This window comes from Lysobacter sp. Root604 (assembly GCF_001427505.1).
Classification (GTDB): Bacteria; Pseudomonadota; Gammaproteobacteria; order Xanthomonadales; family Xanthomonadaceae; genus Lysobacter.
In genome coordinates this window covers 1,559,800-1,581,704 of record NZ_LMGS01000001.1, presented here as the reverse complement: position 1 = coordinate 1,581,704, position 21,905 = coordinate 1,559,800, and the positions used below count along the sequence as shown (strand labels likewise).

The 21,905-nt window shown below is 69.2% G+C and carries 20 protein-coding genes and 1 tRNA gene; 14 read left to right on the top strand and 7 right to left on the bottom strand.

Translation table 11 applies throughout. The annotated features are described in order from the left end of the window. Window positions 1-41: 41 nt before the first annotated feature. On the bottom strand, window positions 42-524 hold the full coding sequence (locus ASD69_RS07200; RefSeq protein WP_056175642.1) for a peroxiredoxin: 483 nt from the start codon (window positions 522-524) through the stop codon (window positions 42-44). A 16-nt stretch (window positions 525-540) separates the two neighbouring features. Next, window positions 541-1,179, bottom strand: coding sequence for a glycine cleavage system protein R (locus tag ASD69_RS07195; protein ID WP_157489304.1), 639 nt, complete (start codon window positions 1,177-1,179; stop codon window positions 541-543). A gap of 107 nt (window positions 1,180-1,286) precedes the next feature. On the opposite strand from ASD69_RS07195, the gene dapA reads away from it, so the two are divergent. Continuing rightward, window positions 1,287-2,192 (top strand): 4-hydroxy-tetrahydrodipicolinate synthase, encoded by a 906-nt coding sequence (gene dapA, locus ASD69_RS07190; protein ID WP_056175638.1) that lies wholly within the window; start codon window positions 1,287-1,289, stop codon window positions 2,190-2,192. Between the two features lie 20 nt (window positions 2,193-2,212). Further along, complete coding sequence (locus tag ASD69_RS07185) at window positions 2,213-2,731, top strand: hypothetical protein (protein WP_056175634.1); 519 nt, start codon at window positions 2,213-2,215, stop codon at window positions 2,729-2,731. Between the two features lie 433 nt (window positions 2,732-3,164). On the opposite strand, the gene fdxA is transcribed toward ASD69_RS07185, so the two are convergent. Further along, on the bottom strand, window positions 3,165-3,488 hold the full coding sequence (fdxA, locus tag ASD69_RS07180; protein ID WP_056175631.1) for a ferredoxin FdxA: 324 nt from the start codon (window positions 3,486-3,488) through the stop codon (window positions 3,165-3,167). Window positions 3,489-3,715: 227 nt separating this feature from the next. Further along, a tRNA-Glu gene (locus ASD69_RS07175) sits at window positions 3,716-3,791 on the bottom strand. Between the two features lie 155 nt (window positions 3,792-3,946). On the opposite strand from ASD69_RS07175, the gene pcnB reads away from it, so the two are divergent. The 6 genes from pcnB to pgi all read left to right on the top strand — a co-directional run bounded on the left by pcnB (window position 3,947) and on the right by pgi (window position 9,707). Continuing rightward, window positions 3,947-5,332 (top strand): polynucleotide adenylyltransferase PcnB, encoded by a 1,386-nt coding sequence (pcnB, locus tag ASD69_RS07170; RefSeq protein ID WP_056175628.1) that lies wholly within the window; start codon window positions 3,947-3,949, stop codon window positions 5,330-5,332. Further along, window positions 5,329-5,829 (top strand): 2-amino-4-hydroxy-6-hydroxymethyldihydropteridine diphosphokinase, encoded by a 501-nt coding sequence (gene folK, locus ASD69_RS07165; protein ID WP_056175625.1) that lies wholly within the window; start codon window positions 5,329-5,331, stop codon window positions 5,827-5,829. The genes pcnB and folK overlap by 4 nt, the downstream gene beginning before the upstream one ends. A 63-nt stretch (window positions 5,830-5,892) precedes the next feature. Further along, window positions 5,893-6,726: a 3-methyl-2-oxobutanoate hydroxymethyltransferase gene (gene panB, locus ASD69_RS07160; RefSeq protein WP_056175621.1), complete on the top strand. Its 834-nt coding sequence runs from the start codon at window positions 5,893-5,895 to the stop codon at window positions 6,724-6,726. 116 nt (window positions 6,727-6,842) lie between these two features. Beyond that, window positions 6,843-7,691, top strand: a complete 849-nt coding sequence (gene panC / locus ASD69_RS07155; protein WP_056175618.1) for a pantoate--beta-alanine ligase — start codon at window positions 6,843-6,845, stop codon at window positions 7,689-7,691. A 109-nt stretch (window positions 7,692-7,800) separates the two neighbouring features. Further along, on the top strand, window positions 7,801-8,181 hold the full coding sequence (gene panD / locus ASD69_RS07150; RefSeq protein WP_056175616.1) for an aspartate 1-decarboxylase: 381 nt from the start codon (window positions 7,801-7,803) through the stop codon (window positions 8,179-8,181). An 8-nt stretch (window positions 8,182-8,189) separates the two neighbouring features. Then, window positions 8,190-9,707, top strand: a complete 1,518-nt coding sequence (gene pgi, locus ASD69_RS07145; protein ID WP_056175614.1) for a glucose-6-phosphate isomerase — start codon at window positions 8,190-8,192, stop codon at window positions 9,705-9,707. Window positions 9,708-10,199: 492 nt separating this feature from the next. Here the strand turns inward: pgi and queG are convergent, their stop codons facing one another. After that, window positions 10,200-11,234, bottom strand: coding sequence for a tRNA epoxyqueuosine(34) reductase QueG (queG, locus tag ASD69_RS07140; RefSeq protein WP_056176692.1), 1,035 nt, complete (start codon window positions 11,232-11,234; stop codon window positions 10,200-10,202). 82 nt (window positions 11,235-11,316) lie between these two features. Here queG and ASD69_RS07135 point away from each other — a divergent pair, with 82 nt between their 5' ends. The 6 genes from ASD69_RS07135 to ASD69_RS07110 all read left to right on the top strand — a co-directional run bounded on the left by ASD69_RS07135 (window position 11,317) and on the right by ASD69_RS07110 (window position 19,123). Next, window positions 11,317-12,816, top strand: a complete 1,500-nt coding sequence (locus ASD69_RS07135; RefSeq protein ID WP_056175611.1) for a bifunctional ADP-dependent NAD(P)H-hydrate dehydratase/NAD(P)H-hydrate epimerase — start codon at window positions 11,317-11,319, stop codon at window positions 12,814-12,816. Window positions 12,817-12,857: 41 nt separating this feature from the next. Beyond that, complete coding sequence (tsaE, locus tag ASD69_RS07130; protein WP_056176689.1) at window positions 12,858-13,331, top strand: tRNA (adenosine(37)-N6)-threonylcarbamoyltransferase complex ATPase subunit type 1 TsaE; 474 nt, start codon at window positions 12,858-12,860, stop codon at window positions 13,329-13,331. 129 nt (window positions 13,332-13,460) lie between these two features. Beyond that, entirely contained in the window at window positions 13,461-15,005 is a 1,545-nt protein-coding gene (locus ASD69_RS07125; protein WP_082576316.1) for an N-acetylmuramoyl-L-alanine amidase, read from the top strand. A 176-nt stretch (window positions 15,006-15,181) separates the two neighbouring features. After that, on the top strand, window positions 15,182-17,032 hold the full coding sequence (gene mutL / locus ASD69_RS07120; protein WP_056175605.1) for a DNA mismatch repair endonuclease MutL: 1,851 nt from the start codon (window positions 15,182-15,184) through the stop codon (window positions 17,030-17,032). Between the two features lie 41 nt (window positions 17,033-17,073). Beyond that, the gene (locus ASD69_RS07115; protein WP_235567160.1) at window positions 17,074-18,054 is read left to right on the top strand and encodes a DUF1684 domain-containing protein; all 981 of its coding nucleotides are present in this window, start codon (window positions 17,074-17,076) and stop codon (window positions 18,052-18,054) included. Window positions 18,055-18,076: 22 nt separating this feature from the next. Beyond that, window positions 18,077-19,123: a TraB/GumN family protein gene (locus ASD69_RS07110; protein ID WP_056175602.1), complete on the top strand. Its 1,047-nt coding sequence runs from the start codon at window positions 18,077-18,079 to the stop codon at window positions 19,121-19,123. 136 nt (window positions 19,124-19,259) lie between these two features. On the opposite strand, the gene rnfB is transcribed toward ASD69_RS07110, so the two are convergent. Together rnfB and metG are read right to left on the bottom strand one after the other, a co-directional pair. Next, window positions 19,260-19,673: an Rnf electron transport complex subunit RnfB gene (rnfB, locus tag ASD69_RS07105; protein WP_082576314.1), complete on the bottom strand. Its 414-nt coding sequence runs from the start codon at window positions 19,671-19,673 to the stop codon at window positions 19,260-19,262. A gap of 81 nt (window positions 19,674-19,754) precedes the next feature. After that, complete coding sequence (gene metG, locus ASD69_RS07100; RefSeq protein ID WP_056175599.1) at window positions 19,755-21,833, bottom strand: methionine--tRNA ligase; 2,079 nt, start codon at window positions 21,831-21,833, stop codon at window positions 19,755-19,757. Window positions 21,834-21,905 lie beyond the last annotated feature (72 nt).

The following is a 21,905-nucleotide window of genomic DNA, read 5'->3' as shown; positions in this document are numbered from 1 at the left end:
CCGCGGGGCGGGACGGCGGATAGCGGAGAACAAAGGGGCGGTCACTGGGTCTGCGCAGCCTTTAGTGCGTCCAGGACGGCCTGGGCATGGCCGGAGACTTTCACCGGGCGCCATGACTGGGCGATGACGCCCTTGGGGTCGATCAGGAAGGTGCTGCGCTCGATGCCGATGTACTTGCGGCCGTACAGGCTTTTCTCCTTGATCACGCCGAAGGCCTGGCACAGGGCCTCGTCCTTGTCGCTGATCAGATCGAACTTGAAGCCCTGCTTGGCGCAGAAGTTCTGGTGCGACTTGAGCGAGTCGCGCGACACGCCCAGCACCGTCGCGCCCAGCTTCTTGAACTTGGGCAGCAGGGCGTTGAAGTCCAGGCCTTCGGTGGTGCAGCCCGGCGTGCTGTCCTTGGGATAGAAGTACAGCACCAGCCAGTGGCCGGCGTAGTCCTTCAGCTGCGCGGTCTCGCCGCTGGACAGCACCAGGGGCAGGGAGGAAACGGTCTTGTCGAGGCGGTTACCGGTGTCGAGCATGCGTGCTGTCAGATCCTCAGAACTTCATCGGGTCCATGATGGCATCGAGATTCAAGTGATCGCAGAACTCCAGGAAATCGTCGCGCAGGGCGGCGATGTGCATGCTGGAGGGCACGCCGATGGTCACCTGGGCCGAGAACATGTCGGCGCCGGTCTGCATGGCGCGGTAGCGCGAACAGTGCAGGCTCTCGATGGTGATGCCCTGGCGATCGAAGAAGTCGGCGAGCTGGAACAGGATCCCCGGCTTGTCGGCGGCCACCACTTCGACGATGTAGGGCAACAGATTGGATTGCACCTGCTTGGGCCCGGTCCGGTACCAGACCAGCTTCAGGCCTTCCTCGCGCTCCAGGCGCGTGAGCATGGCTTCGAGCTTGGCGACCGCGTCCCAGGAGCCGACCGCGAGCGCGGTGACGGAGACGTCCCGACCCACGGTGGACAGGCGCGCGTCCACCAGGTTGCAGCCGGAATCGGCGATCCGGCGCGTCACCGACAACAGCGGCGACTCCGGATGCGTCGTATAGGCGTTGATCAGGAGGTGATTTTCGTTCGGCGACGGCCGGGCAGCGGAATCGGTCAAGGCGGCGCCTGCAAGGGGAGCGAGTGGCTCGGATACTGAACGGCGGCCCGCGCACGGGCTGCGGCCTGAAGCCAGCATACTTGCCCGCGCTTTCGGCCCGCAAGTAACATCGCAAGGCAGTAACATCGGCACTTGGCGGCATTCCGTGCCGCCGCTCACACAGCGCTCCGCGCGAAGGCCCTCACTTGCGACTCTCCGGCAGCATCACCGCGCTGGCCACGCCGTTCGACGCGGCCGGCGAACTCGACCTCGATGCCTGGCGCGCCTTGCTGGCGGCGCAGCTCGACGGCGGTACCCAGGCCGTCGTGGTCGCCGGCTCCACCGGCGAGGCCGCGGCCCTGCACGATCCCGAGTACGACACCCTGCTGCGCACCGCGGTGGAGCAGATCGCCGGGCGCGTCCCGGTGTTGGCCGGCACCGGCCTGTCCAACACCGCCAAAACCATCGAACTGACCCGCCGCGTGGCCGCGCTGGGCGCCGACGCCGCCCTGGTGGTGACGCCGCCCTACGTGCGCCCGACCCAGGCCGGCCTGGTCGCGCATTACCGCGCGATCGCCGACGACGGCGCCCTGCCGTTGGTGCTGTACAACGTGCCCGGCCGCACCGGCTGCGATCTGCTGCCGGAAACGGTGGCCCAGCTCGCCGGGCATCCGCGTATCGTCGGCATCAAGGAAGCGCGCAGCGAGCCCGAGCGCATGACCGCGCTGCTGGCCTTGCAGGACGCCGGCTTCGCCGTGCTCAGCGGCGACGACCCGACCGCCTGCCGGGCCATGCTGGCCGGCGCCGACGGCATCGTCTCGGTCGCGTCCAACCTGGTGCCGGCCTCGTTTCGCCGTCTGGCCGATCTGGCCCGCGCCGGCCGCCGCGACGAGGCCCTGGCCTGGGACGCGCGCCTGGCGCCGCTCTACGACTTCCTCGGCGTCGAATCCAATCCGATCCCGGTCAAGGCCGTGCTCGCCCGCCAGGGCGTCGGCCACGGCCTGCGCCTGCCGCTGACGGCCTTGTCGGCCGCCCACCAAGACGCCGCCGCCAGCGCCCATGCGCTGGTACGCGAACTAGAACACGACTGCCGCGCTACGCTCGCAGCCTGAACCCCGCAGGAGATTTGCCCATGCGTTCCAATGTTTCCCTGTCCCGCGTCGCAGTCGGCGCACTGCTGATCGGCCTGGTCGCCACCGCCGGTTGCAGCTGGTTCCGCAAGGGCAGCAATCCGCTGTACGCCGAGAACGCCGAGCAGCGTCCGCTGGAAGTGCCGCCGGACCTCGACCGTCCGCGCACCGACGGCGCCATGGCGATCCCGAACGGTTCGGTGTCCGCCTCCGAGCGCGCGCCCACCACGGTCGCCAGCGCCGCCTCGCCGATCGGCTTCACCACCGCCGGCAGCCGCGACGAGGCTTACGCCAAGGTCGGCGAGGCGTTGGCCAAGGTCGAAGGTCTGACCGTCGCCAGCCGCGCCCAGTTGCTGGGCGCTTACGACGTCAACTACGAAGGCGCCAACTTCCTGGTCCGCGTGAGCGCGGTCGAGGCCGGCGCTTACGTGTCCGCGGTCGATCCGCGCGGCCTGCCGGCCACCGGCCAGCCGCCGATCAAGCTGATCGCGGCGCTGAAGGAAGCGCTGGGCAGCAAGTGATCGCGGCCTAAGCGGCACGACCAGAACGGGCGCCGAGAGGCGCCCGTTTTTGTTTGGATGGGGTGGGGAGACTCGGGCTTGTTGGCTATGGAGGTAGCCGGATGCCGCGATTCGTGGGCGTGTTCTTGCCGGGTTGTGCGTGTGCGCTAGACAAAGCAGGGGCGGCGGACTTGCGTCGCTGGAATGGACGCGTGTCTATGTCGCTGCATGGCGCTTAAGTCACTGGATACCCGCCTTCGCGGGTATGACGAATCGGGAATACGTCGCGGCTTAAGCTCTGCCCGAATCCCGAATCCCGAATCCCGAATCCCGAATCCCGAATCCCGAATCCCGAATCCCGAATCCCGAAGAATCCCGAATCCCGAATCCCGAATCCCGAATCCCGAATCCCGAATCCCGAATCCCGAATCCCGAATCCCGAATCCCGAATCCCTCAGCGCTCCAGCAGGCCGAGCTTGTCGGTCTTGCCTTCCCAATCCTTGGCGTCGGCCAGCGCGTCCTTGCGGGTGGTGATCACCGGCCAGGCCTTGGCGAGTTCGGCGTTGAGCGCCACGAACGCTTCCTGTCCGGCCGGCACGTCGTCTTCCGGATAGATCGCGTTGATCGGGCATTCCGGCTCGCACAGGGTGCAGTCGATGCACTCGTCCGGATCGATCACCAGGAAGTTCGGGCCTTCGTGGAAACAGTCGACCGGGCACACCTCGACGCAGTCGGTGTACTTGCACTTGATGCAGTTCTCGGTGACGACGAAGGGCATGGAACGGTCTTCCGTGGGTGAGCGGTCGCGACTAGTTTAGCGACAGGCGGGGGCGCAAACCTAGCCGATCGCGCCGCCTGGCGGGTTGTTGCGAGCGACTCTCATCGAGACGCGCTGGCCGACCGCTCGGGCAAAGAAAAAGCCCGCGCATCGCTGCGCGGGCTCGGTCTGTAGGAACGTTCTCACCGGCGACGGTGGAAGGCCGCGGGCGGCTCGCATTCCGAATTTGGCGCTCCCTACGAGATTCGAACTCGTGTTTTAGCCTTGAGAGGGCCACGTCCTAGGCCTCTAGACGAAGGGAGCAGGTTAAACCCGCATCCGACTCTCAATCGTATGCGGCCTGCTAGTATAGGGGGCTGAATAGCGCTCGGCAACCGGTCTCGACCGGTGGCCGTTCACCTTCCCACAGCGATCCACTGCCCCGCAGCAGCGATCCCAAACGCGGCGACGACCGCTCGATGCAGCCCGAAAATCCTACCGGTCACGACTACGTCCATCCCATGTTGCGGGTGATCCCGCGCGAGCAGCACAACGTCTCGCGCAAGGAAATCAGCCCGAACGCGCTGCGCGTGCTGTATCGGCTGCGCGATGCCGGCTTCGGCGGCTACTTGGTGGGCGGCGCGGTGCGCGACATCCTCGTCGGCGGCCACCCCAAAGACTTCGACGTCGCCACCGACGCCACGCCGGAGCAGGTCAAAGGCCTGTTCCGCAACTGCCGCCTGATCGGCCGCCGCTTTCGCCTGGCGCACGTGGTCTACGGCCGCGAGATCATCGAGGTCGCGACCTTCCGCGCCAACAGCGACGACGGCAGCGGCGACCGCGAAACCGACAACGGCGGCCGCCTGGTCCGCGACAACGTCTACGGCAGCATCGAGGACGACGCGGTGCGCCGCGACTTCACCGCCAACGCGCTGTATTACGCGGTCGAGGATTTCTCGGTGCGCGACTACACCGGCGGTTTCGAGGACGTCCAGAACCGCCTGATGCGGCTGATCGGCGATCCGGAAACGCGCTATCGCGAGGACCCGGTGCGCATGCTGCGCGCGGTGCGCCTGGCGGCCAAGCTCGGCTTCGAGATCGAGGCCGCGACCGCCGCGCCGATTCCGGCCCTGGCCTCCCTGCTCAGCGACGCCGCGCCGGCGCGCTTGTTCGAGGAATGCCTGAAGCTGTTCCTGTCCGGCCACGCGGTGCAGAGCTTCCTCGGCCTGGAGCGTTACGGTCTGCTGCCGGCGCTGCTGCCGGAGACCGCGGCCGCGCTGAAATCCAATCGCAGCGGCGCGCTCCGCCGCATGCTGCTGGAAGGCCTGCAGGGCACCGATACCCGCGTCGCCAACGACGAACCGGTGTCGCCGGCGTTCCTGTTCGCGATGCTGCTGTGGCCGGCCTATTGCCGCGCGCTGATGGCGCTGCAGGCGCAGGGCATGCATGCGGTCGAGGCCCAGCGCCGCGCCGCCGACCGGGTCACCGTGCATCAGCTGGAGATGATCGCGCTGCCGCGCCGGTTCTCGCTGCCGATGCAGGAGATCTGGCTACTGCAGACGCGCTTCTCGCAGCGCCAGCGCAAGCGCGTGTTCCGTTTGCTGTCGCATCCGCGTTTCCGCGCCGCCTACGACTTCCTCAACCTGCGCCTGGCCGCCTCCAACGAGCACGCGGCCGATGTCGCGTTCTGGAGCGAAGCCCAGGGCAAGCCCGGCGACGAATTGGCCGCGCAGTTGGACGCGCAGCCGGCGTCCGACGCCGAGGCCGGCAGCGCGCCGCGCAAGCGTCGCCGCCGTCGCCGCAACGGCGGCGGAGCCGAGGCCGGCGCTGCCGCTATCGATACGAACCACCACGACGGCGAATGAGCGTGGCCGAGGTCGCGTTCGTCGGCCTGGGCAGCAACCTGGGCGACAGCGCCGCGATCCTGCGCGGCGCCTTCGAAGCCCTGGCCGCGCTGCCGGGCACGCGCCTGCTGCGCGCGTCGTCGCTGTATCGCACCCCGGCCTGGGGCGTGACCGCGCAACCGGACTTCGTCAACGCCGCGGCCATGCTGGAAACCACGCTGGCGCCGCAGGCGCTGTTGCGCGCGATGCTGGCGATCGAGCGCGAGGCCGGTCGCGATCGCCGCGAGGACGGCAGCGACCGCTGGGGCCCGCGCACGCTGGACCTGGATCTGCTGTTGTACGGCCAGCACTGCCTCGACGACCCCGGCCTGCGTCTGCCGCATCCGCACCTGCACCAGCGCGCGTTCGCGCTGCTGCCGCTGCTGGAAATCGCGCCCGATGCGCAGATTCCGGGAATAGGGCCGGCGCGCGACGCCTTGGCCCAGCTCGAGATCGGCGACATACAAACCCTGGCTTAGGCGGTAAGTTATAGGGCTACCCCCGCGAGCGTCCGGCGATCGGCCGGGCGAGACCCAGACCCCATGTACACCTCGGCCCCCACCGACACCCCGCGCAAGACCGCCTGGACCGTGCCCATGCTCGCCGACGCCAAGCGCGACGGCCGGCCGCTGGTCATGCTGACCTGCTACGACGCCGGCTTCGCGCGCACCATGGACGCGGTCGGGATCGATCTGGTGTTGATCGGCGATTCGCTGGGCATGGTGGTGCAGGGGCACAACAGCACTTTGCCGGTGCGCGTGGACGACATCGCTTACCACACCGCCTGCGTCGCGCGCGGCCTGTCCAAGGCGCTGCTGATCGCCGACCTGCCGTTCCAGTCCGACGCCACCCCCGAGCGCGCGCTCGAGGCCTCGACCGCCTTGCTGCAGGCGGGCGCGGCGATGGTCAAGCTGGAAGGCGCGGGCCACAAGCTGGACGTGATCCGCTTCCTGGTCGAGCGCGAGATCCCGGTATGCGCGCACCTGGGCCTGACCCCGCAATCGGTGCTGCGCCTGGGCGGCTACAAGGTCCAGGGCCGCGACGAGGCCGCCGCCGCGCGCCTGCGCGAGGACGCGCGCGCGGTCCAGGAGGCCGGCGCCTCGCTGCTGGTGCTGGAGTGCGTGCCCAACCCGGTCGCCGCCGCCATCACCGCCGACCTCGCCATTCCGACCATCGGCATCGGCGCGGGCGTGCAATGCGACGGTCAGGTGCTGGTGCTGCACGATCTGCTGGGCGTGAACTCCGGCCATCGCCGGCCGAAGTTCGTCAAGGATTTCCTGGCCGAGGGCGGTTCGATCGAGGGCGCGTTTCGCGCCTACGCCGATGCCGTGCGCGAACGCCGCTTCCCCGACGAGGCGCATTCCTACGCCGGTTGAACCCAGCGTTGCGGCGCAGACGTTGTGATCGGCGGCGTTAGCGCGTGTAATTCGCAGCCTGTGGCGTCGGCGCCGTCGGCGCCGCACGTTTCCCTCGACACTCCACCGAGCAAGGCATGCTGACCGTCGACGATCTGGCCGTACTGCGTTCCACCATCGACGCCTGGCGTCGCGACGGTTTGCGCGTCGCGTTCGTGCCGACCATGGGCAATCTGCACGCCGGCCACCATTCGCTGGTCGAGCTGGCGCGCGCGCGCGCCGACCGGGTCGTGGTCAGCGTGTTCGTGAACCCGACCCAGTTCGGGCCGAACGAGGACTTCGGGCGCTACCCGCGCACGCCGGAGGCCGACGCCACCGGCTTGTCGGCCGCGGGCGCCGACCTGATGTGGCTGCCCACGGTCGAGACCATGTACCCCTATGGCCCGCAGGCCACGGTCGAGGTGCGCGTGCCGCACGTGACCGAGGGCCTGGAGGGCGCGCACCGTCCCGGCCATTTCGACGGCGTCGCCACCGTGGTCGCGCGTCTGTTCAACCAGGTCCGGCCGGACCTGGCAGTGTTCGGGCGCAAGGACTACCAGCAGCTGGCGGTGATCCGTTACCTGGTGCGCGACCTGGCTTTCCCGATCGAGATCGTCGCCGCCGACACCCTGCGCGAGGCCGACGGCCTGGCGATGAGTTCGCGCAACCAGTACCTGTCCGAGCAGGAGCGCCCGCGCGCGGCCGAGATCCACCGCTGCCTGCAGTGGATGCGCCAGGCCGTGCAGGCCGGCAGCACGCGCGAGGCGGTCGAGGCCGAAGCCAGCCAACGCCTGCAAACCGCCGGCTTCGTCGTCGACTATGCCGCGATCCGCCGGCCCGACCTTGGCCTGCCGGACACCGGTCCCGGCGACGCCGCGCGGGTCGCCCTGATCGCGGCCCGGTTGGGCAAGACCCGCCTGATCGACAACCTCGAATTCGCCGCCTGAACGCACATGCACCGTTCCAGGGGCGGGGTGGGGCGAGTATGTTGCACTGCGCCATGCGCTGCTAGACTTCGGTTTTTCGCGCCCGCGCGTCCGCGGACGGAGTGAGAACATGCAACTCAATCTGCTCAAGGCCAAGATCCACCGCGCCACTGTCACCCATGCCGAGCTCCACTACGAAGGGTCCTGCGCGATCGACGGCCGCCTGCTCGACATCTCCGGCATCCGCGAGTACGAACAGGTCCACATCTACAACGTCAACAACGGCCAGCGCTTCGTTACCTACGCGATCCGCGGCGAAGAGGGCAGCGGCGTGATCTCGGTCAACGGCGCGGCCGCGCACAAGGCCCAGCCGGGCGACCTGGTGATCATCTGCGCCTATGGCGTGTGCGACGAGGCCGAGGCGGCGAAGTTCAAGCCGACCCTGGTCTACGTGGACCGCCACAACCAGCTGACCCATACCAACACTTCGATGCCGGCCCAGGCGGCCTGAGAGAACGCATGAGCGACGCATCCCGACTGAGCCTACTGAGCGCCCAGGCGGGGCGCGTCGCAAACACCACGCTGCCGCAGCTGATCGCCGCCGACCCGGCACGCGCGCAGGATTTCGCGCTGCGGGTCGGCCCGATCTACGCCAGCTTCGCCCGCCAGCATTACGACCGCGAGGCCCTGGCCGCGCTGTTCGCGGCGGCCGAACAGGCCGGTTTCGCTGCGCGCCTGCGCGCGCTGTTCGACGGCGAGACGGTCAACATCACCGAACGTCGCCCGGCCCTGCATACCGCGCTGCGCGGCGATTTCTCGCAAGCCCAGGTCGCGCGCGATGCGCACGCCCAGGCGTTGCAGGCGCGGGGACGCATGCGCGCGATCGTCGACGCGTTGGCCGCCAGCGACGTCACCGACATCGTCAGCATCGGCATCGGCGGCTCCGACCTCGGTCCGCGCCTGGCCGCCGACGCCCTCAGCGGCGCCGCGCCCGGTCGTTTCCGCGTGCATTTCCTGTCCAACGTCGATGGCCATGCCGCCCAACGCACCCTGGCCGGGCTGGACCCGGCGCGCACCGCCGCGCTGCTGATCTCCAAGACCTTCGGCACCCAGGAAACCCTGCTCAACGGCGCGCTGGTGCGCGACTGGTTGGGCGCGCACGCGGGCGAACGCCTGTACGCGATCAGCGCCAACGTCGAACGCCCGGCGGCCGCGTTTGGGATTCCGCCCGAGCGCATCCTGCCGATGTGGGACTGGGTCGGCGGACGCTATTCGCTGTGGTCCGCGGTCGGTCTGCCGATCGCGTTGGCGATCGGCATGGACGCGTTCGAAGCCTTCCTCGACGGCGCCGCCGAGATGGACGCGCATGTGTTGGAGACGCCGGCGCCGCGCAATCTGGCCGCCTGGCATGCCCTGACCGCGATCTGGAACCGCAACGGCCTGGGCTACGCGACGCAGGCGGTGCTGGCCTATGACGATCGCCTCAAGCTGCTGTCGAATTATCTGCAGCAGTTGGTGATGGAGAGCCTGGGCAAGTCGACCCGCCTGGACGGCCGCGCCGTCGTCGGCGACACCGTGCCGGTGTGGTGGGGCGGGGTAGGCACCGACACCCAGCACAGCTTCTTCCAGGCCCTGCATCAGGGCAGTTCGATCGTGCCCGGCGATTTCATCGGCGTGATCCGCGCCGACACGCCCTACGCCGAGAATCACCGCGCGCTGCACGCCAATCTGCTCGCCCAGACCGAGGCCTTCGCCAACGGCCAGGCCAACGAGGACCCGCATCGCGCCTACGCCGGCAGCCGGCCCAGCACCACAATCCTGCTGGACGCGCTGACCCCGCGCTCGCTGGGCGCACTGCTCGCGCTGTACGAGCACAGCGTCTATCTGCAGTCGGTGTTCTGGGACATCAACGCCTTCGACCAGTTCGGCGTCGAACTGGGCAAGCAGGTCGCCAGCCGTTTGCTACCCGCGCTGGCCGGCGAGGCCGAAGCCGAGGATCCGGTGACGCGGGAGTTGATCGCGCAACTGCGTGGTTGAGTCGATTCCGTAGGGTGCGGTAAGCCGAAGGCGCACCGCACCGTCTCGCGTCAGCTGCCGTTTCGATGCGTTCTCAGTGTTGCGGTCGCGGCTCACGCCGCTCCTACCCCAAAGCGGTGCCGCTTCGAACTCGTCATCCCCGCGAAGGCGGGTTCCCCTTTACTTCAGCGGAGCCGAATATCCCGTGACTTTAGCGCGGTGCTGCAATGGCGCGCGTTCTTTCGTTCTGCCGGGGATCTGCACGATCTGGCTATTCCTTCACGCTCGCATTGTCGCGCTCGCGGCTTACGCCGCTCCTACCCCAAAGCGTGTCGCTTCGAACTCGTCATCCCCGCGAAGGCGGGGATCCAGTGACTTCAGTGGGATGCGCCGACTAGTGGCGTGCGTTCGTCCGTGCGGGATCTGCCCACCATCCGGCCGTTTCGATGCGTTCTCATTGCCGCAGTCGCGGCTCACGCCGCTCCTACCCCGAAGCGAGCACTGAGCGCGCCCTCAGGCCGCGCCATGCCTAGCCAACGCCCACTCGACATGCTCCCGCACCACGGCACTGTCGGCCTCGCGGCGCGAGTTCAATGCGGCGATCACCTCGGGCGTGCTCGGCGCATTGCCCAGCGCGACCGCGATATTGCGTAGCCAACGCTCATGGCCGCTGCGACGGATCGCCGAGCCCTCGGTGCGCTGCAGGAACTCGGCTTCGCTCCAGGCGAACAGTTGCGCCAGGCTGGCGCGATCCAGATCGTTGCGAGCGCGGAAATCCGGCTCGTCGGTGCGCTTGGCGAACTTGTTCCAGGGACAGACCAGCTGACAGTCGTCGCAGCCGAAGATGCGGTTGCCGATCGCGGGGCGCAGCTCCTCCGGGATCGCGCCCTCGTGCTCGATGGTCAGGTAGGCGATGCAGCGGCGCGCATCCAGGCGATGCGGGGCGACGATGGCCTGGGTCGGACAGACCTCGATGCAGCGCACGCAGGTACCGCAGTGTGCGCTGGCGGGGGCGTCGATCGGCAGCGGCAGGTCGACGTAGATTTCGCCCAGGAAGAACCAGGAGCCGCCGTCCTTGTCGATCAGACAGGTGTGCTTGCCGATCCAACCCAGGCCGGCGTTGCGCGCCAGGGCCCGCTCCAGCACCGGCGCCGAATCCACGAACACCCGGTGCCCGAACGGTCCCACGATGTCGCCGATGCGGTCGGCCAGGCGCTGCAGGCGCTGGCGCATCAGCTTGTGGTAGTCGCGCCCCAGGGCATAGCGGGCGACGTAGGCGCGCTCGCGGTCGGCCAGGGTGGCCCAAGCGTCCTCGTCGTCGTTGCGGCCGTAGTCCAGCCCGACCGAGATCACCCGCAAGGTCCCGGGAATCAGCTCCTGCGGGCGCGAACGCAGCTCGCCGTGGCGCGCCATCCAGTCCATCGAGCCGTACAGCCCCTGCGCCAGCCAGTCGCGCAGGTAGTCCTCGTCGGGGCCCAGCTCGATGCCCGCGATGCCGCAACGCTGGAAACCCAGTTCGCGCGCCAATTCGCGGATGCGCAGGGTCAGCGCCGCGTAGTCGGGCGCGGCGGGCGTGGGGTCGGGGCTGGCGCGGTGCGGGCTCACGTTGCGGCAAGTATAGAATCGTGCGATGCCTAAGGCCGATTTCTCCTTCGATTCAGCGCTCTACGACACCGCGGCGCTGCGCGCGGTCGAAGCCCGCGCGAGCGTGGAACTGGGCGATGCCTACGAGCTCATGTGCCGCGCAGGCGCGGCGGCCTGGCGCGAACTGCTGCGGCGCTGGCCTGCGGCGCATCGCATCGTGGTGGTGTGCGGGCCGGGCAACAACGGCGGCGACGGCTATGTGCTGGCGACGCACGCGCAGGCTAGCGGTCGCGAGGTGCGGGTATCGCACCTGGCCGCGCACGCGCCGCGCGGCGAGCTGGCCCGGCGCGCCGCGGACGCATACACGGAGGCGGGAGGCCGCAGCGAGGTCTATGCGAGCGGCGCGCTGGATGCGGATCTGATCGTCGATGCCCTGTTCGGCATCGGCTTGTCGCGCGCACCGGATGCGGAGGCGTCGGCGTTGATCGAGACCATCAACGCCCAATCCGCGCCCGTATTCGCGCTGGACGTGCCCAGCGGCGTCGACGCCGAGCGCGGCGTCGCCTATGCGCCCGCCGTGATCGCCGATGCCACGATCGAGTTCATCGCGCACAAGTTCGGTTTGAGTACCGGTTCGGCCTTGGACTGCGTCGGCTCGTTGGCGTGGTCCGATCTGCAGCTCTCCGTCGAAGCTTTCGATCGTGCGCCGGTCGCGCGTTCGATGCGCGCGGAGGATCTGCGGCGCTGGTTGTCGCCGCGCGAACGCGATAGCCACAAGGGACGCAACGGCCGGGTGCTGTGCGTGGGCGGCGACCACGGCAGCGGCGGCGCGATCGTGTTGTGCGCGCAAGCGGCCTTGCGCAGCGGCGCCGGCCTGGTCGAGATCGCCACGCGCGGCGAGCATGTACAAGCCGTTTTGGCGCGCATACCGGAAGCGATGCCGCGCGAGGTCCGCGATGCAGCGCAACTGCGTGATGCACTCGAACGCGCGAGCGTGATCGCCTTGGGACCGGGCCTGGGGCAGGGCGTTTGGGCGCGCGATTTGCAGGCTTGCGTGCTTGAGAGCCAGCGCCCCTTGCTGCTGGATGCGGATGCCTTGAATCTGTTGGCGGAGCGGCCGCGCACCTTGCATGCGGATTGCGTGCTCACGCCCCATCCGGGCGAAGCGGCGCGTTTGCTCGGCATCGATACCGCGCAGGTGCAAGCCGATCGCTTGAGCGCCGCGCGCGCGTTGCGCGATCGCTACGCCTGCGCCATCGTGTTGAAAGGCGCGGGCACCATCGTGACCGCGCCGGATGCGGAACCTCGCGTGATCGCGGCGGGCAATCCGGGCATGTCCGTCGGCGGCATGGGCGACGTGCTCAGCGGTACCATCGCCGCGCTGCGCGCGCAGGGTTTGAACGCGTTCGACGCCGCCGTATGCGGCGCGCTGCTGCACTCAGCCGCAGCGGACGCCGCGGCGCGCGACGGAGGCGAGCGCGGTTTGCTGCCTACCGACTTGATGCCGTGGTTGCGGCGCTTGGCCAATCCGGAGAGTTCGCGTTGATCTCGTCTCACTCCAGCGCATACGCGCACGAACCAGCAGCGATCGCATTGTCGTTGCGCGATGCCGACGCCACCGATGCCTTGGGTGCCGCACTAGCGCGTACGCGTCCGCAGCGCGCGGTGGTGCATCTCAGCGGCGATCTCGGCGCCGGCAAATCCACGCTCGCACGCGCCTTGCTGCGCGCGCTGGGCGTGCAAGGCGCGATTCGCAGTCCCACCTACACCTTGGTCGAACGCTATCCGCTCGCCAGCGGCGGCGAAGCCTGGCATTTGGATCTGTATCGCATCGGCGATGTCGGCGAGCTCGAGTTTCTCGGCTTGGACGGCGACGAGGCCACGCTGTGGTTGATCGAATGGCCCGACCGCGGTCGCGGCGGGCTACCCCCGGCCGACCTGCGGGTCGAACTGGCGGTCGAGGGGGCGGGGCGTTCGGCCCGCCTGATCCCGGAGTCCGAGACCGGCAGGGGCTGGGTCCAGGCCCTGGCCGCCACCCCGGAGCTTGCGGCCGACTCCTGAACGTTTCCACAGGAAGTGGTGGCAGGTGCCGGATTCGTAAGGGAAAAATGCTTGCATTTCCAAGGCGCTGGTGCTTGACTAGCACCCATGCGCGTAAAAGGGGCCACCGTTCAGAAATTCCTGCTCGGCATGGCGCTGCTCGCGGCGCTGGCCTGGAATCTTGCGCACGCCAGTGAAATCAAGGGCTTGGACGTCGGTAGCGGCGCCACAGGCACTCGCGCCGAGATCGCCCTGGACCGCGGCACCGAATTCAAGCTGATCTCGCTCAAGGGCCCCGACCGCCTCGCGGTCGACCTGCCGGCCTCCTCGCTGGCCAAGGGCCTGCGCCTGCCGACCGGCGCGGGCATCGTCAAATCCGTGCGCACCGGCCAGCCCGCGCCGGGCACCGTGCGCATCGTGTTCGATCTGGCCCAGCCGGTCGCCGCGCTCAAACCGCGCATCGAGCCGGCCGCCAACGGCGCGCGCCTGGTGCTGGAGTGGCCGGGCGATGGCGTCGAGCCGCAGCCCGTCGCCACGCCGCCGGCCGCTTCCGTCGCCGCCGCGCACACCACAGCCGTGCCGTCCGCGACCGTGCCGCAATCGGCGCCGCCGCCGGCCGCGACTGCGGTCGTGTCCGAGCATCGCGGCGTCGACCAGGCCGCCTCGTCCGCGGCCGCGACCACGCGCCTGATCTCCGAACTGGCCGCGCGCAACGCCTCCAGCGCGCCGGCCATCGCCGCGCCGGCGGCCGCCACGCCGGTCGCGACCGTCGCACCGCCGCCGGTGCAGACCACCATCGCCACCGGCGTGCCCACCCGCATCGCCTCGGGCGTGCCCACGCCGATGCCGGGCGCCGCCGTGAGCGCGCCGCCGGCCGACGACCTGGCCACGCCCGGCGCGGTCAAGACCATGAAGGATGTGATGCGCGGCCGCGGCATGCGCCCGCTCATCATCGCCATCGACCCCGGCCATGGCGGCCAGGACCCCGGCGCGGTCGGCCAAGCCGGCAAGCGCGAGAAAGACGTGACCCTGGCGATCGCGCGCGAACTCGCGCGCCAGATCAACGCCACGCCCGGGCTCAAGGCCTACCTCACCCGCGACAGCGACGTGTTCATCCCGCTGCCGCGGCGCGCGCAGCTCGCGCGCCAGGCCAAGGCCGACATGTTCGTGTCGATCCACGCCGACGCCGCCGAGAACCGCGCCGCCAAGGGCTCCTCGGTCTACGTGCTGTCGCTGAAGGGCGCGTCCTCGCAGCGCGCGCGCTGGCTGGCGGACAAGGAAAACTCGGCCGACCTGGTCGGCGGCGTGCGCCTGCAGGAAGCCGACAACACCCTGACCTCGGTGTTGCTGGACCTGACCCAGAGCGGTCACATGAAGGCGTCCGAAGACGCGGCCGCGCATGTGCTCGACGGGCTCAAGCGCGTCGGCAACAACCACAAGCCGCATATCGAGCGCGCCAACTTCGCCGTGCTGCGGACCTCGGACATGCCGGCGATGCTGGTCGAGACCGCCTTCATCTCCAACCCGGACGAAGAGCGCCGCCTGACCGATCCCGCGCACCAGCGCGCGCTCGCGCGCGCCGTGCTCGATGGCGTTAACACCTACTTCACCCGTCAGCCGCCGCCGGGCACGCTCTACGCCGCGCGCGCCGACGCTCAGCCGGTGGCGATGGGCGGGGGCGGCGGCAGCCCCTGAGCCGCTTGGGCGGCGTGCGCGCCGCCTGATCCGATCCGACCCCTGCAAGGCCTGCGCGGTTGCGCGCCGGAACGGGCTTGCGTCGCGAAAGCGCTAAACGGATCGCGGAAGCCGGCGGTGAGCGGCTATCATCGAAGCCGTATTCTCACGGCGCCGCCGCGGCGCCCGGTCGCTCAGTGGCTATTCGTCAACTCCCCGATACCCTCATCAATCAGATCGCGGCCGGCGAGGTCGTGGAACGTCCGGCTTCGGTGGTCAAGGAGCTGGTCGAAAACGCGCTCGACGCCGGCGCGACCCGCATCGACATCGACCTGGAAGAGGGCGGTGTGCGCCTGATCCGGATCCGCGACGACGGCGCCGGCATCGCCGCAGAGGAACTGCCGCTGGCGATCTCGCGCCACGCCACCAGCAAGATCGCGTCCCTGGACGATCTGGAAGGCGTGGCCACGCTCGGTTTCCGCGGCGAGGCCTTGCCCTCGATCGCCTCGGTCAGCCGGTTCGCGATGGTCTCGCGCCGGATCGAAGCCGAACACGGCGCCACCCTCGAAGTCGACGGCGGCCGGGTCGGGCAGGTCACGCCCAAGCCGCATCCGCAGGGCACCACGGTCGAAGTGCGCGACCTGTTCTTCAACGTCCCGGCGCGGCGCAAATTCCTCAAGGCCGAGCGCACCGAGTTGGGCCACATCGAGGAATGGCTGCGTCAGCTCGCCCTGGCGCGACCGGACGTGGAACTGCGCGTGTCGCACAACGGCAAGCCCTCGCGGCGCTGGAAGGGCGAGGGCGATCTGCTTTCGGATGTGCGCATCAACGAAACCCTGGGCGAGGAATTCGCGCGCAACGCGCTGCGCGTCGACCACGCCGGCGCCGGCCTGCGCCTGCACGGCTGGATCGCCCAACCGGCCTACAACCGCGCCAGTGCCGACCAGCAGTACCTCTACGTCAACGGCCGCGCGGTGCGCGATCGCAGCGTCGCCCACGCGGTCAAGCAGGCCTATGCCGATGTGTTGTTCCACGGCCGCCAGCCGGCGTATGTGCTGTTCCTGGAACTGGACCCGCGCCGGGTCGACGTCAACGTGCATCCGGCCAAGCACGAGGTGCGCTTCCGCGATTCGCGTCTGATCCACGATTTCGTTTACCGCACCCTGCACGACGCTTTGGCCGAGACCCGCGCCGGCATCGCCCCGCAGCCGGGCGCGCACGAGCCTTACGCGCTAGCGCCGGGCGCCGGCGCGCCGACGCAGAGCGCGCAGCCCAGCTACAACTGGAGCGCGCCCACGCGCCCGCTCGGCTTCCAGGTCGAGGAAACCCGCAACGGCTACGCCGCGCTCTACGGCGCGCCGGGCGATGCGGCGGCGACGCAGGCCCATCCGACCTATCCATCGCCGCCGGCCTTCGATCCCGCCGCGCCGCGCCCGGCTCTGCCGCACAGCGACGACGCCAGCCTGCCGCCGCTGGGCTACGCCATCGCCCAGTTGCACGGCATCTACGTGCTGGCCGAGAGCGCCGAAGGCCTGATCGTGGTCGACATGCATGCCGCTCATGAGCGCATCGGCTACGAAAAACTCAAGCACGCCCACGACGGCGAAGGCCTGCGCACCCAGCCCTTGCTGGTGCCGGCCTCGCTGGCCGTGTCCGAGCGCGAGGCCGAAGTCGCCGAGCGCGAAACCGACACCCTGGCTGCGCTAGGCTTCGACGTCACCCGCAGCGGCCCGCAATCGCTGACCTTGCGCAGCGTGCCGGCCCTGCTGGCGCACGGCGACGTCGAAGCGCTGTTGCGCGACGTGTTGGCCGACCTGCGCGAGCACGGCGAATCGCGGCGCGTGGCCGCGGCGCGCGACGAGCTGCTGGCGACCATGGCCTGTCACGGCGCGGTGCGCGCCAACCGGCGCCTGAGCCTGCCCGAAATGAACGCGCTGCTGCGCGAAATGGAAGCGACCGAGCGTTCCGGCCAATGCAATCACGGCCGGCCGACCTGGGCCCGTTTCAGCCTGTCCGAAATCGACCGCTGGTTCCTGCGAGGACGTTAAGAATGCGATTGCCGACTATGCCGCCACTGCGGCTGCTCCCGATGGTGCTGTCCCCGATCGTGTTCTGCCTTGCCCTGGCCGCGTGCGGCGGCGGCGAACGTTCCGAAAGCGACCTCGACGCGCCGGGCGCCGCCGCCGCCGCGACCGGCGCCGCCGCCGAGCCGCAAGCGCCCTCCAAGCCCACCAGCGCCGCCTTCGTCGGCGAGCAACAGGTCTGGCGCGAAGAGCGCAAAACCAACCTGACCAAGCCCGACGGTTGGACCAGCCTGGTCGGCCTGCATTGGTTGGACCCAGGCCCGCATTACTTCGGCAGCGAGCCCGACAATGGCATCCGCCTGGCGATGGGCCCCGGCCACTTCGGCATGATCGATCTGAAGAAGGACGGCAGCGTGCGCTTCGTTCCCGAACGCGGCACCGCGTTCACCCTGGACGACCAGCCGCTCAAGGGCGCGACCGCCTTGCGCATCGACACCGACCCGGCCGGCCCCAGCAAGCTCGGCTTCGACGAAGGCAAGGGCATCCTGACCGTGATCAAGCGTGGCGATCGCTACGCCTTGCGCGTCAAACACGCCGACGCGCCCACGCGCAGCGGTTTCAAGGACATTCCGTACTGGCAGGCCGACGCCGGCTGGGTGGTGGACAGCAAGTTCGTCGCTCATCCGCCGGGCAAGACCATCGCGATCGCCAACATCGTCGGCACCACCGAGCAAGTGCCCAACCCGGGTTACGTCGAATTCGAGCGCGACGGCAAGAGCTACCGCATCGAAGCCCTGGACGAGGGCGGCGACGAGCTGTTCCTGGTGTTCGCCGACCGCACCAACGGCCACGGCAGCTACGGCGCCGGACGCTTCCTCGACGCGCCCAAGCCGGGCATCGGCGGCCGCGTGATGCTGGACTTCAACAAGAGCTACAACCCGCCGTGCGCGTTCACCGCGTTCGCGACCTGCCCGCTGCCGCCGCAGGAAAACCGTCTCGACCTGGCGATCACCGCCGGCGAGAAGGCTTATGCCGGCGCGCACTGACCGACTCCAAGGACGATAACCCATGCTCCGTAATCCGCACCTCAAGCGCCTGCTGCCCTGCGCCCTGATCCTCGCCGCGCTGAGTTCGGCGATCGCCTCCGCGCAAGACGCCGCACCCGCAGCGACGGCCAAGGCGCCGGTCGCCGCCGTGCCGGCCAAGGCGCCGCCGGTGCCGCTGCTGTGGAAGGTGTCCGACGCCGACAACGCGGTCTACCTGCTGGGCTCGTTCCACCTGCTCAAGAGCGACGACTATCCGTTGTCGCCCGACGTCGATGCGGCGTTCGCGGCCGCCGACAAGGTGCTGTTCGAGATCCCGCCGGAGCAGATGACCGACCCGGGCGCGGCCGCCAAGTTCATGGTCGCCGCCGGCTACCCCGACGGCCGCACCCTGAGCCAGGTGCTGCCCGCCGACTTGCACGAGAAGCTGACCCGCTTGATGGGCAAGCAGGGCGTGCCGGTGGCGGCGCTCGACGGTTACGAACCCTGGTTCGTGAATCTGTCGCTGTTGCTGGGCGTATCGCAGGCCATGGGCTTCAGCCCCCAGCTCGGGTTGGATATGCACCTGATGAAGCAGGCGAGCACGGCCAAGAAGCCTACTGGCGGCCTGGAGTCGATGGAGGATCAATTGAAGGTGATGGACTCCTCGCCGATGCCCGAGCAGATCGAAGGCCTGCGCGATTTCCTCGATCGCCCCACCGAAATGCCGGGCATGCTCGCCGACATGCACGACGCCTGGCGCGCCGGCGACTTGGCCAAGCTCGACGACCTCACCCGCACCGAGATGAAGGAAAAGACGCCGCAGACCTATCGCGTCGTCAACATCGAGCGCAACGACGCCTGGGTGCCGCAGATCCAGAAGATGCTGGACGAGTCCAAGAAGGACGACGCGCTGGTGGTGGTGGGCGCACTGCATCTGCTGGGCGAGGACGGCGTGGTCGAGAAGCTGCGCGCCAAGGGCTACAAGATCGAACGCGTGTGCTCGGCTTGCGCGGCCGGCACCGCCGACCTGGCGCCGCCGCCGGCCACCGGCGCGGCAGCTCCGGTCAAGGAAGCGGCCGGTAAGCGCTGACGCCAAAGCGCATTCCTAATGTGCGGTGAGCGCAAGCGAATCGCACCGCGCCGCGTCGGCGCAATATCGATGCGAAGGATGGTTCGCGGACGATGCGGTTCGCTTGCGCTCACCCCATCCTGCGGCGGGCCCAACGCTAGGCCGCTGGCCGCGCCGGCTCCAACACGATGCAATCCACCGGGCAGGCCGGCACGCACAGTTCGCAGCCGGTGCACAGCGGCTCGATCACGGTGTGCATGTGCTTGGCCGCGCCGATGATGGCGTCGACCGGACAGGCCTGGATGCACTTGGTGCAGCCGATGCAGTCGGCTTCGACGATCACCGCCACCGGCGCCGGCTTGTGGGTGCCGCGCGCGCGGTCGTAGGGACGCGCGGGCACGCCCAGCAACCGCGCCAGCGCGCGCGCCCCGGCGTCGCCGCCGGGCGGGCAATGGTCGACGCCCGCCTCGCCGCGCGCCATCGCCTCGGCGTAAGGGCGGCAGCCCGCGTAGCCGCATTGGCCGCATTGGGTCTGCGGCAGTAGGCGGTCTAGGCGTTCGGTCAAATCCATGAGGCAGAAGTGAGCTGAGAGGAGTGAGGAGTGAGAGAGCGCTTTTACTCGTTCCTCACTGCTCTCCACTCTGTACTCGCTTCACCGCACCGGCATGCCCGGCTGCGCGCCGCCGTCGGCGTCGAGCAGGTGCAGGCCGCCGCCGTCGAAACCGGCCGACAGGATCATGCCCTCGCTGAGGCCGAAGCGCATCTTGCGCGGCGCCAGGTTGGCGATGAACACCACGCTGCGGCCGACCAGCTTTTCCGGCTCGGCGTAGGAGCCGCGGATGCCGGAGAAGATCTGGCGCGTGCCGAGTTCGCCGGCGTCCAGTTCGAAGCGCAGCAGCTTGTCGGAACCCTCGACGAACTCGCAGGCCAGCACCTTGCCCACGCGCAGGTCGAGTTTGGCGAAGTCGTCGATGCCGATGGTCGCCGCGGCGTTGGCCGGGGTCGCGGCGGGCGCGGCGGCAGGCGCGGCAGCGGCCGCTTTGACGGCGGGAGCCGCGACGGCTTCGGTCTCGGTGGGCTTCAGCGATTCCTTGGAGGCTTCGATCATGGTCTCGATATGCTTGGGGTCGATACGGGTGAACAAGGGCGTGTAGGCCTGGATGCGATGCGCCAGCAGCGGTGCGTGCAGATCGCTCCACAGCGCGACCGGCGCGCCCAGGAAGGCTTCGGCCTGGGCCGCTACGCGCGGCAACACCGGCTTGAGCGCGGCGGCCAGTACGCGGAACAGGTTGAGGCCCTGCGTACACACGGCCTGCAGCTCGGCGTCGGCGCCTTCCTGCTTGGCCAGCACCCAGGGCTTGTGCTCGTCGATGTACTTGTTGGCTTCGTCGGCCAGCGCCATGGTCAGGCGCAGCGCGGTCGCGGCCTCGTTGCGTGCGTAGGCCTGCGCGATCGGCTGCAACTGCTCGACGAAGCGCGCATAGGTCGCGTGCTCGGGCAGGGTGTCGGCGAGTCGGCCGTCGAAGCGCTTCTCGATGAAACCGGCGCAACGGCTGGCCAGGTTGACGAACTTGCCGACCAGGTCCGAGTTCACGCGCGCGACGAAATCGGCCAGGTTGAGGTCGACGTCGTCGACGCCGCCGCCGGTCTTGGTCGCGAAGTAATAGCGCAGCGCTTCGGGGTCCAGGCCGACGTCCAGATAGGTACGGGCTTGAATGAAGGTGCCGCGCGACTTCGACATCTTCTCGCCGTTGACCATCAGATAGCCGTTGACGTGCAGGCGGGTCGGCGCACGGAAACCCGAGCCGTGCAGCACCGCCGGCCAGAACAGGCCGTGGAAGGTCACGATGTCCTTGCCGATGAAATGGTGCAGCTCGGCTTGGCTGTCGCGGGTGAGGTAGGAGAAGAAGTCCAGACCCTCGCGCTCGCACAGGGCTTCGAAGCTGCTCAGGTAGCCGATCGGCGCGTCCAGCCACACATACAGGTACTTGCCTGGATGGCCGGGGATCTCGAAGCCGAAGTAGGGCGCGTCGCGCGAGATGTCCCAGGCGCGCAGACCGCCGTCGGCGTCCAGCCATTCCAGCAGCTTGGCCTTGACGCCCGGGATCGCGACGTCGCCGCTGAGCCACTCGCGCAGGAAGGCCTCGAAGCCGCCGACCTCGAAGAAGAAATGCTCCGACTCGCGCAGCTCCGGCGTCGCGCCGCTGACCACCGAGCGCGGTTCCTTGAGCTCGGTCGGCGCGTAGGTCGCGCCGCAGTTCTCGCAGTTGTCGCCGTATTGGTCGGGCGTGCCGCAGTTCGGACAGATGCCCTTGACGTAGCGGTCGGGCAGGAACATGCCCTTGACCGGGTCGTACAGTTGCGCGACCGAGCGCCGCGAGATGTGGCCGTTGTTGTCGAGCTTGGCGTAGAAGGCCTCGGTCAGCGCGCGGTTGCGCGGCGAGTTGGTCGAATCGTAGTGGTCGAAGGCGACCCCGAAATCGGCGAAGTCGCGCTCGTGGCTGGCCTGGATGCCGGCGATGAAGGATTCCGGGGTGACGCCGGCCTTCTCGGCTGCGAGCATGATCGGCGTGCCGTGGGTATCGTCCGCGCACACGTACCAGGCCCGATGGCCCGACATGCGTTGCGCGCGGCACCAGATATCGGCCTGGGTGTAACCGACCAGGTGGCCTAGGTGCAGGTGCCCGTTGGCGTAGGGCAGGGCGCAGGTAACGACGAACTCGCGGGACATGGGCAGCGTTGCGGTGGGTGGTCGGGAATTATGGCACGCGACCGCCGCAGGGCCCGTGCGGCCCGCCTCCGC

Bases quoted from the DNA above. Each gene is read 5' to 3' on its own strand.
- ASD69_RS07200 (WP_056175642.1), bottom strand. From the start codon at position 524: ATGCTCGACACCGGTAACCGCCTCGACAAGACCGTTTCCTCCCTGCCC.
- ASD69_RS07195 (WP_157489304.1), bottom strand. From the start codon at position 1,179: ATGCTGGCTTCAGGCCGCAGCCCGTGCGCGGGCCGCCGTTCAGTATCC.
- ASD69_RS07185 (WP_056175634.1), top strand. From the start codon at position 2,213: ATGCGTTCCAATGTTTCCCTGTCCCGCGTCGCAGTCGGCGCACTGCTG.
- fdxA (WP_056175631.1), bottom strand. From the start codon at position 3,488: ATGCCCTTCGTCGTCACCGAGAACTGCATCAAGTGCAAGTACACCGAC.
- pcnB (WP_056175628.1), top strand. From the start codon at position 3,947: ATGCAGCCCGAAAATCCTACCGGTCACGACTACGTCCATCCCATGTTG.
- folK (WP_056175625.1), top strand. From the start codon at position 5,329: ATGAGCGTGGCCGAGGTCGCGTTCGTCGGCCTGGGCAGCAACCTGGGC.
- panB (WP_056175621.1), top strand. From the start codon at position 5,893: ATGTACACCTCGGCCCCCACCGACACCCCGCGCAAGACCGCCTGGACC.
- panC (WP_056175618.1), top strand. From the start codon at position 6,843: ATGCTGACCGTCGACGATCTGGCCGTACTGCGTTCCACCATCGACGCC.
- panD (WP_056175616.1), top strand. From the start codon at position 7,801: ATGCAACTCAATCTGCTCAAGGCCAAGATCCACCGCGCCACTGTCACC.
- pgi (WP_056175614.1), top strand. From the start codon at position 8,190: ATGAGCGACGCATCCCGACTGAGCCTACTGAGCGCCCAGGCGGGGCGC.
- ASD69_RS07135 (WP_056175611.1), top strand. From the start codon at position 11,317: ATGCCTAAGGCCGATTTCTCCTTCGATTCAGCGCTCTACGACACCGCG.
- ASD69_RS07125 (WP_082576316.1), top strand. From the start codon at position 13,461: ATGGCGCTGCTCGCGGCGCTGGCCTGGAATCTTGCGCACGCCAGTGAA.
- ASD69_RS07115 (WP_235567160.1), top strand. From the start codon at position 17,074: ATGGTGCTGTCCCCGATCGTGTTCTGCCTTGCCCTGGCCGCGTGCGGC.
- ASD69_RS07110 (WP_056175602.1), top strand. From the start codon at position 18,077: ATGCTCCGTAATCCGCACCTCAAGCGCCTGCTGCCCTGCGCCCTGATC.
- rnfB (WP_082576314.1), bottom strand. From the start codon at position 19,673: ATGGATTTGACCGAACGCCTAGACCGCCTACTGCCGCAGACCCAATGC.
- metG (WP_056175599.1), bottom strand. From the start codon at position 21,833: ATGTCCCGCGAGTTCGTCGTTACCTGCGCCCTGCCCTACGCCAACGGG.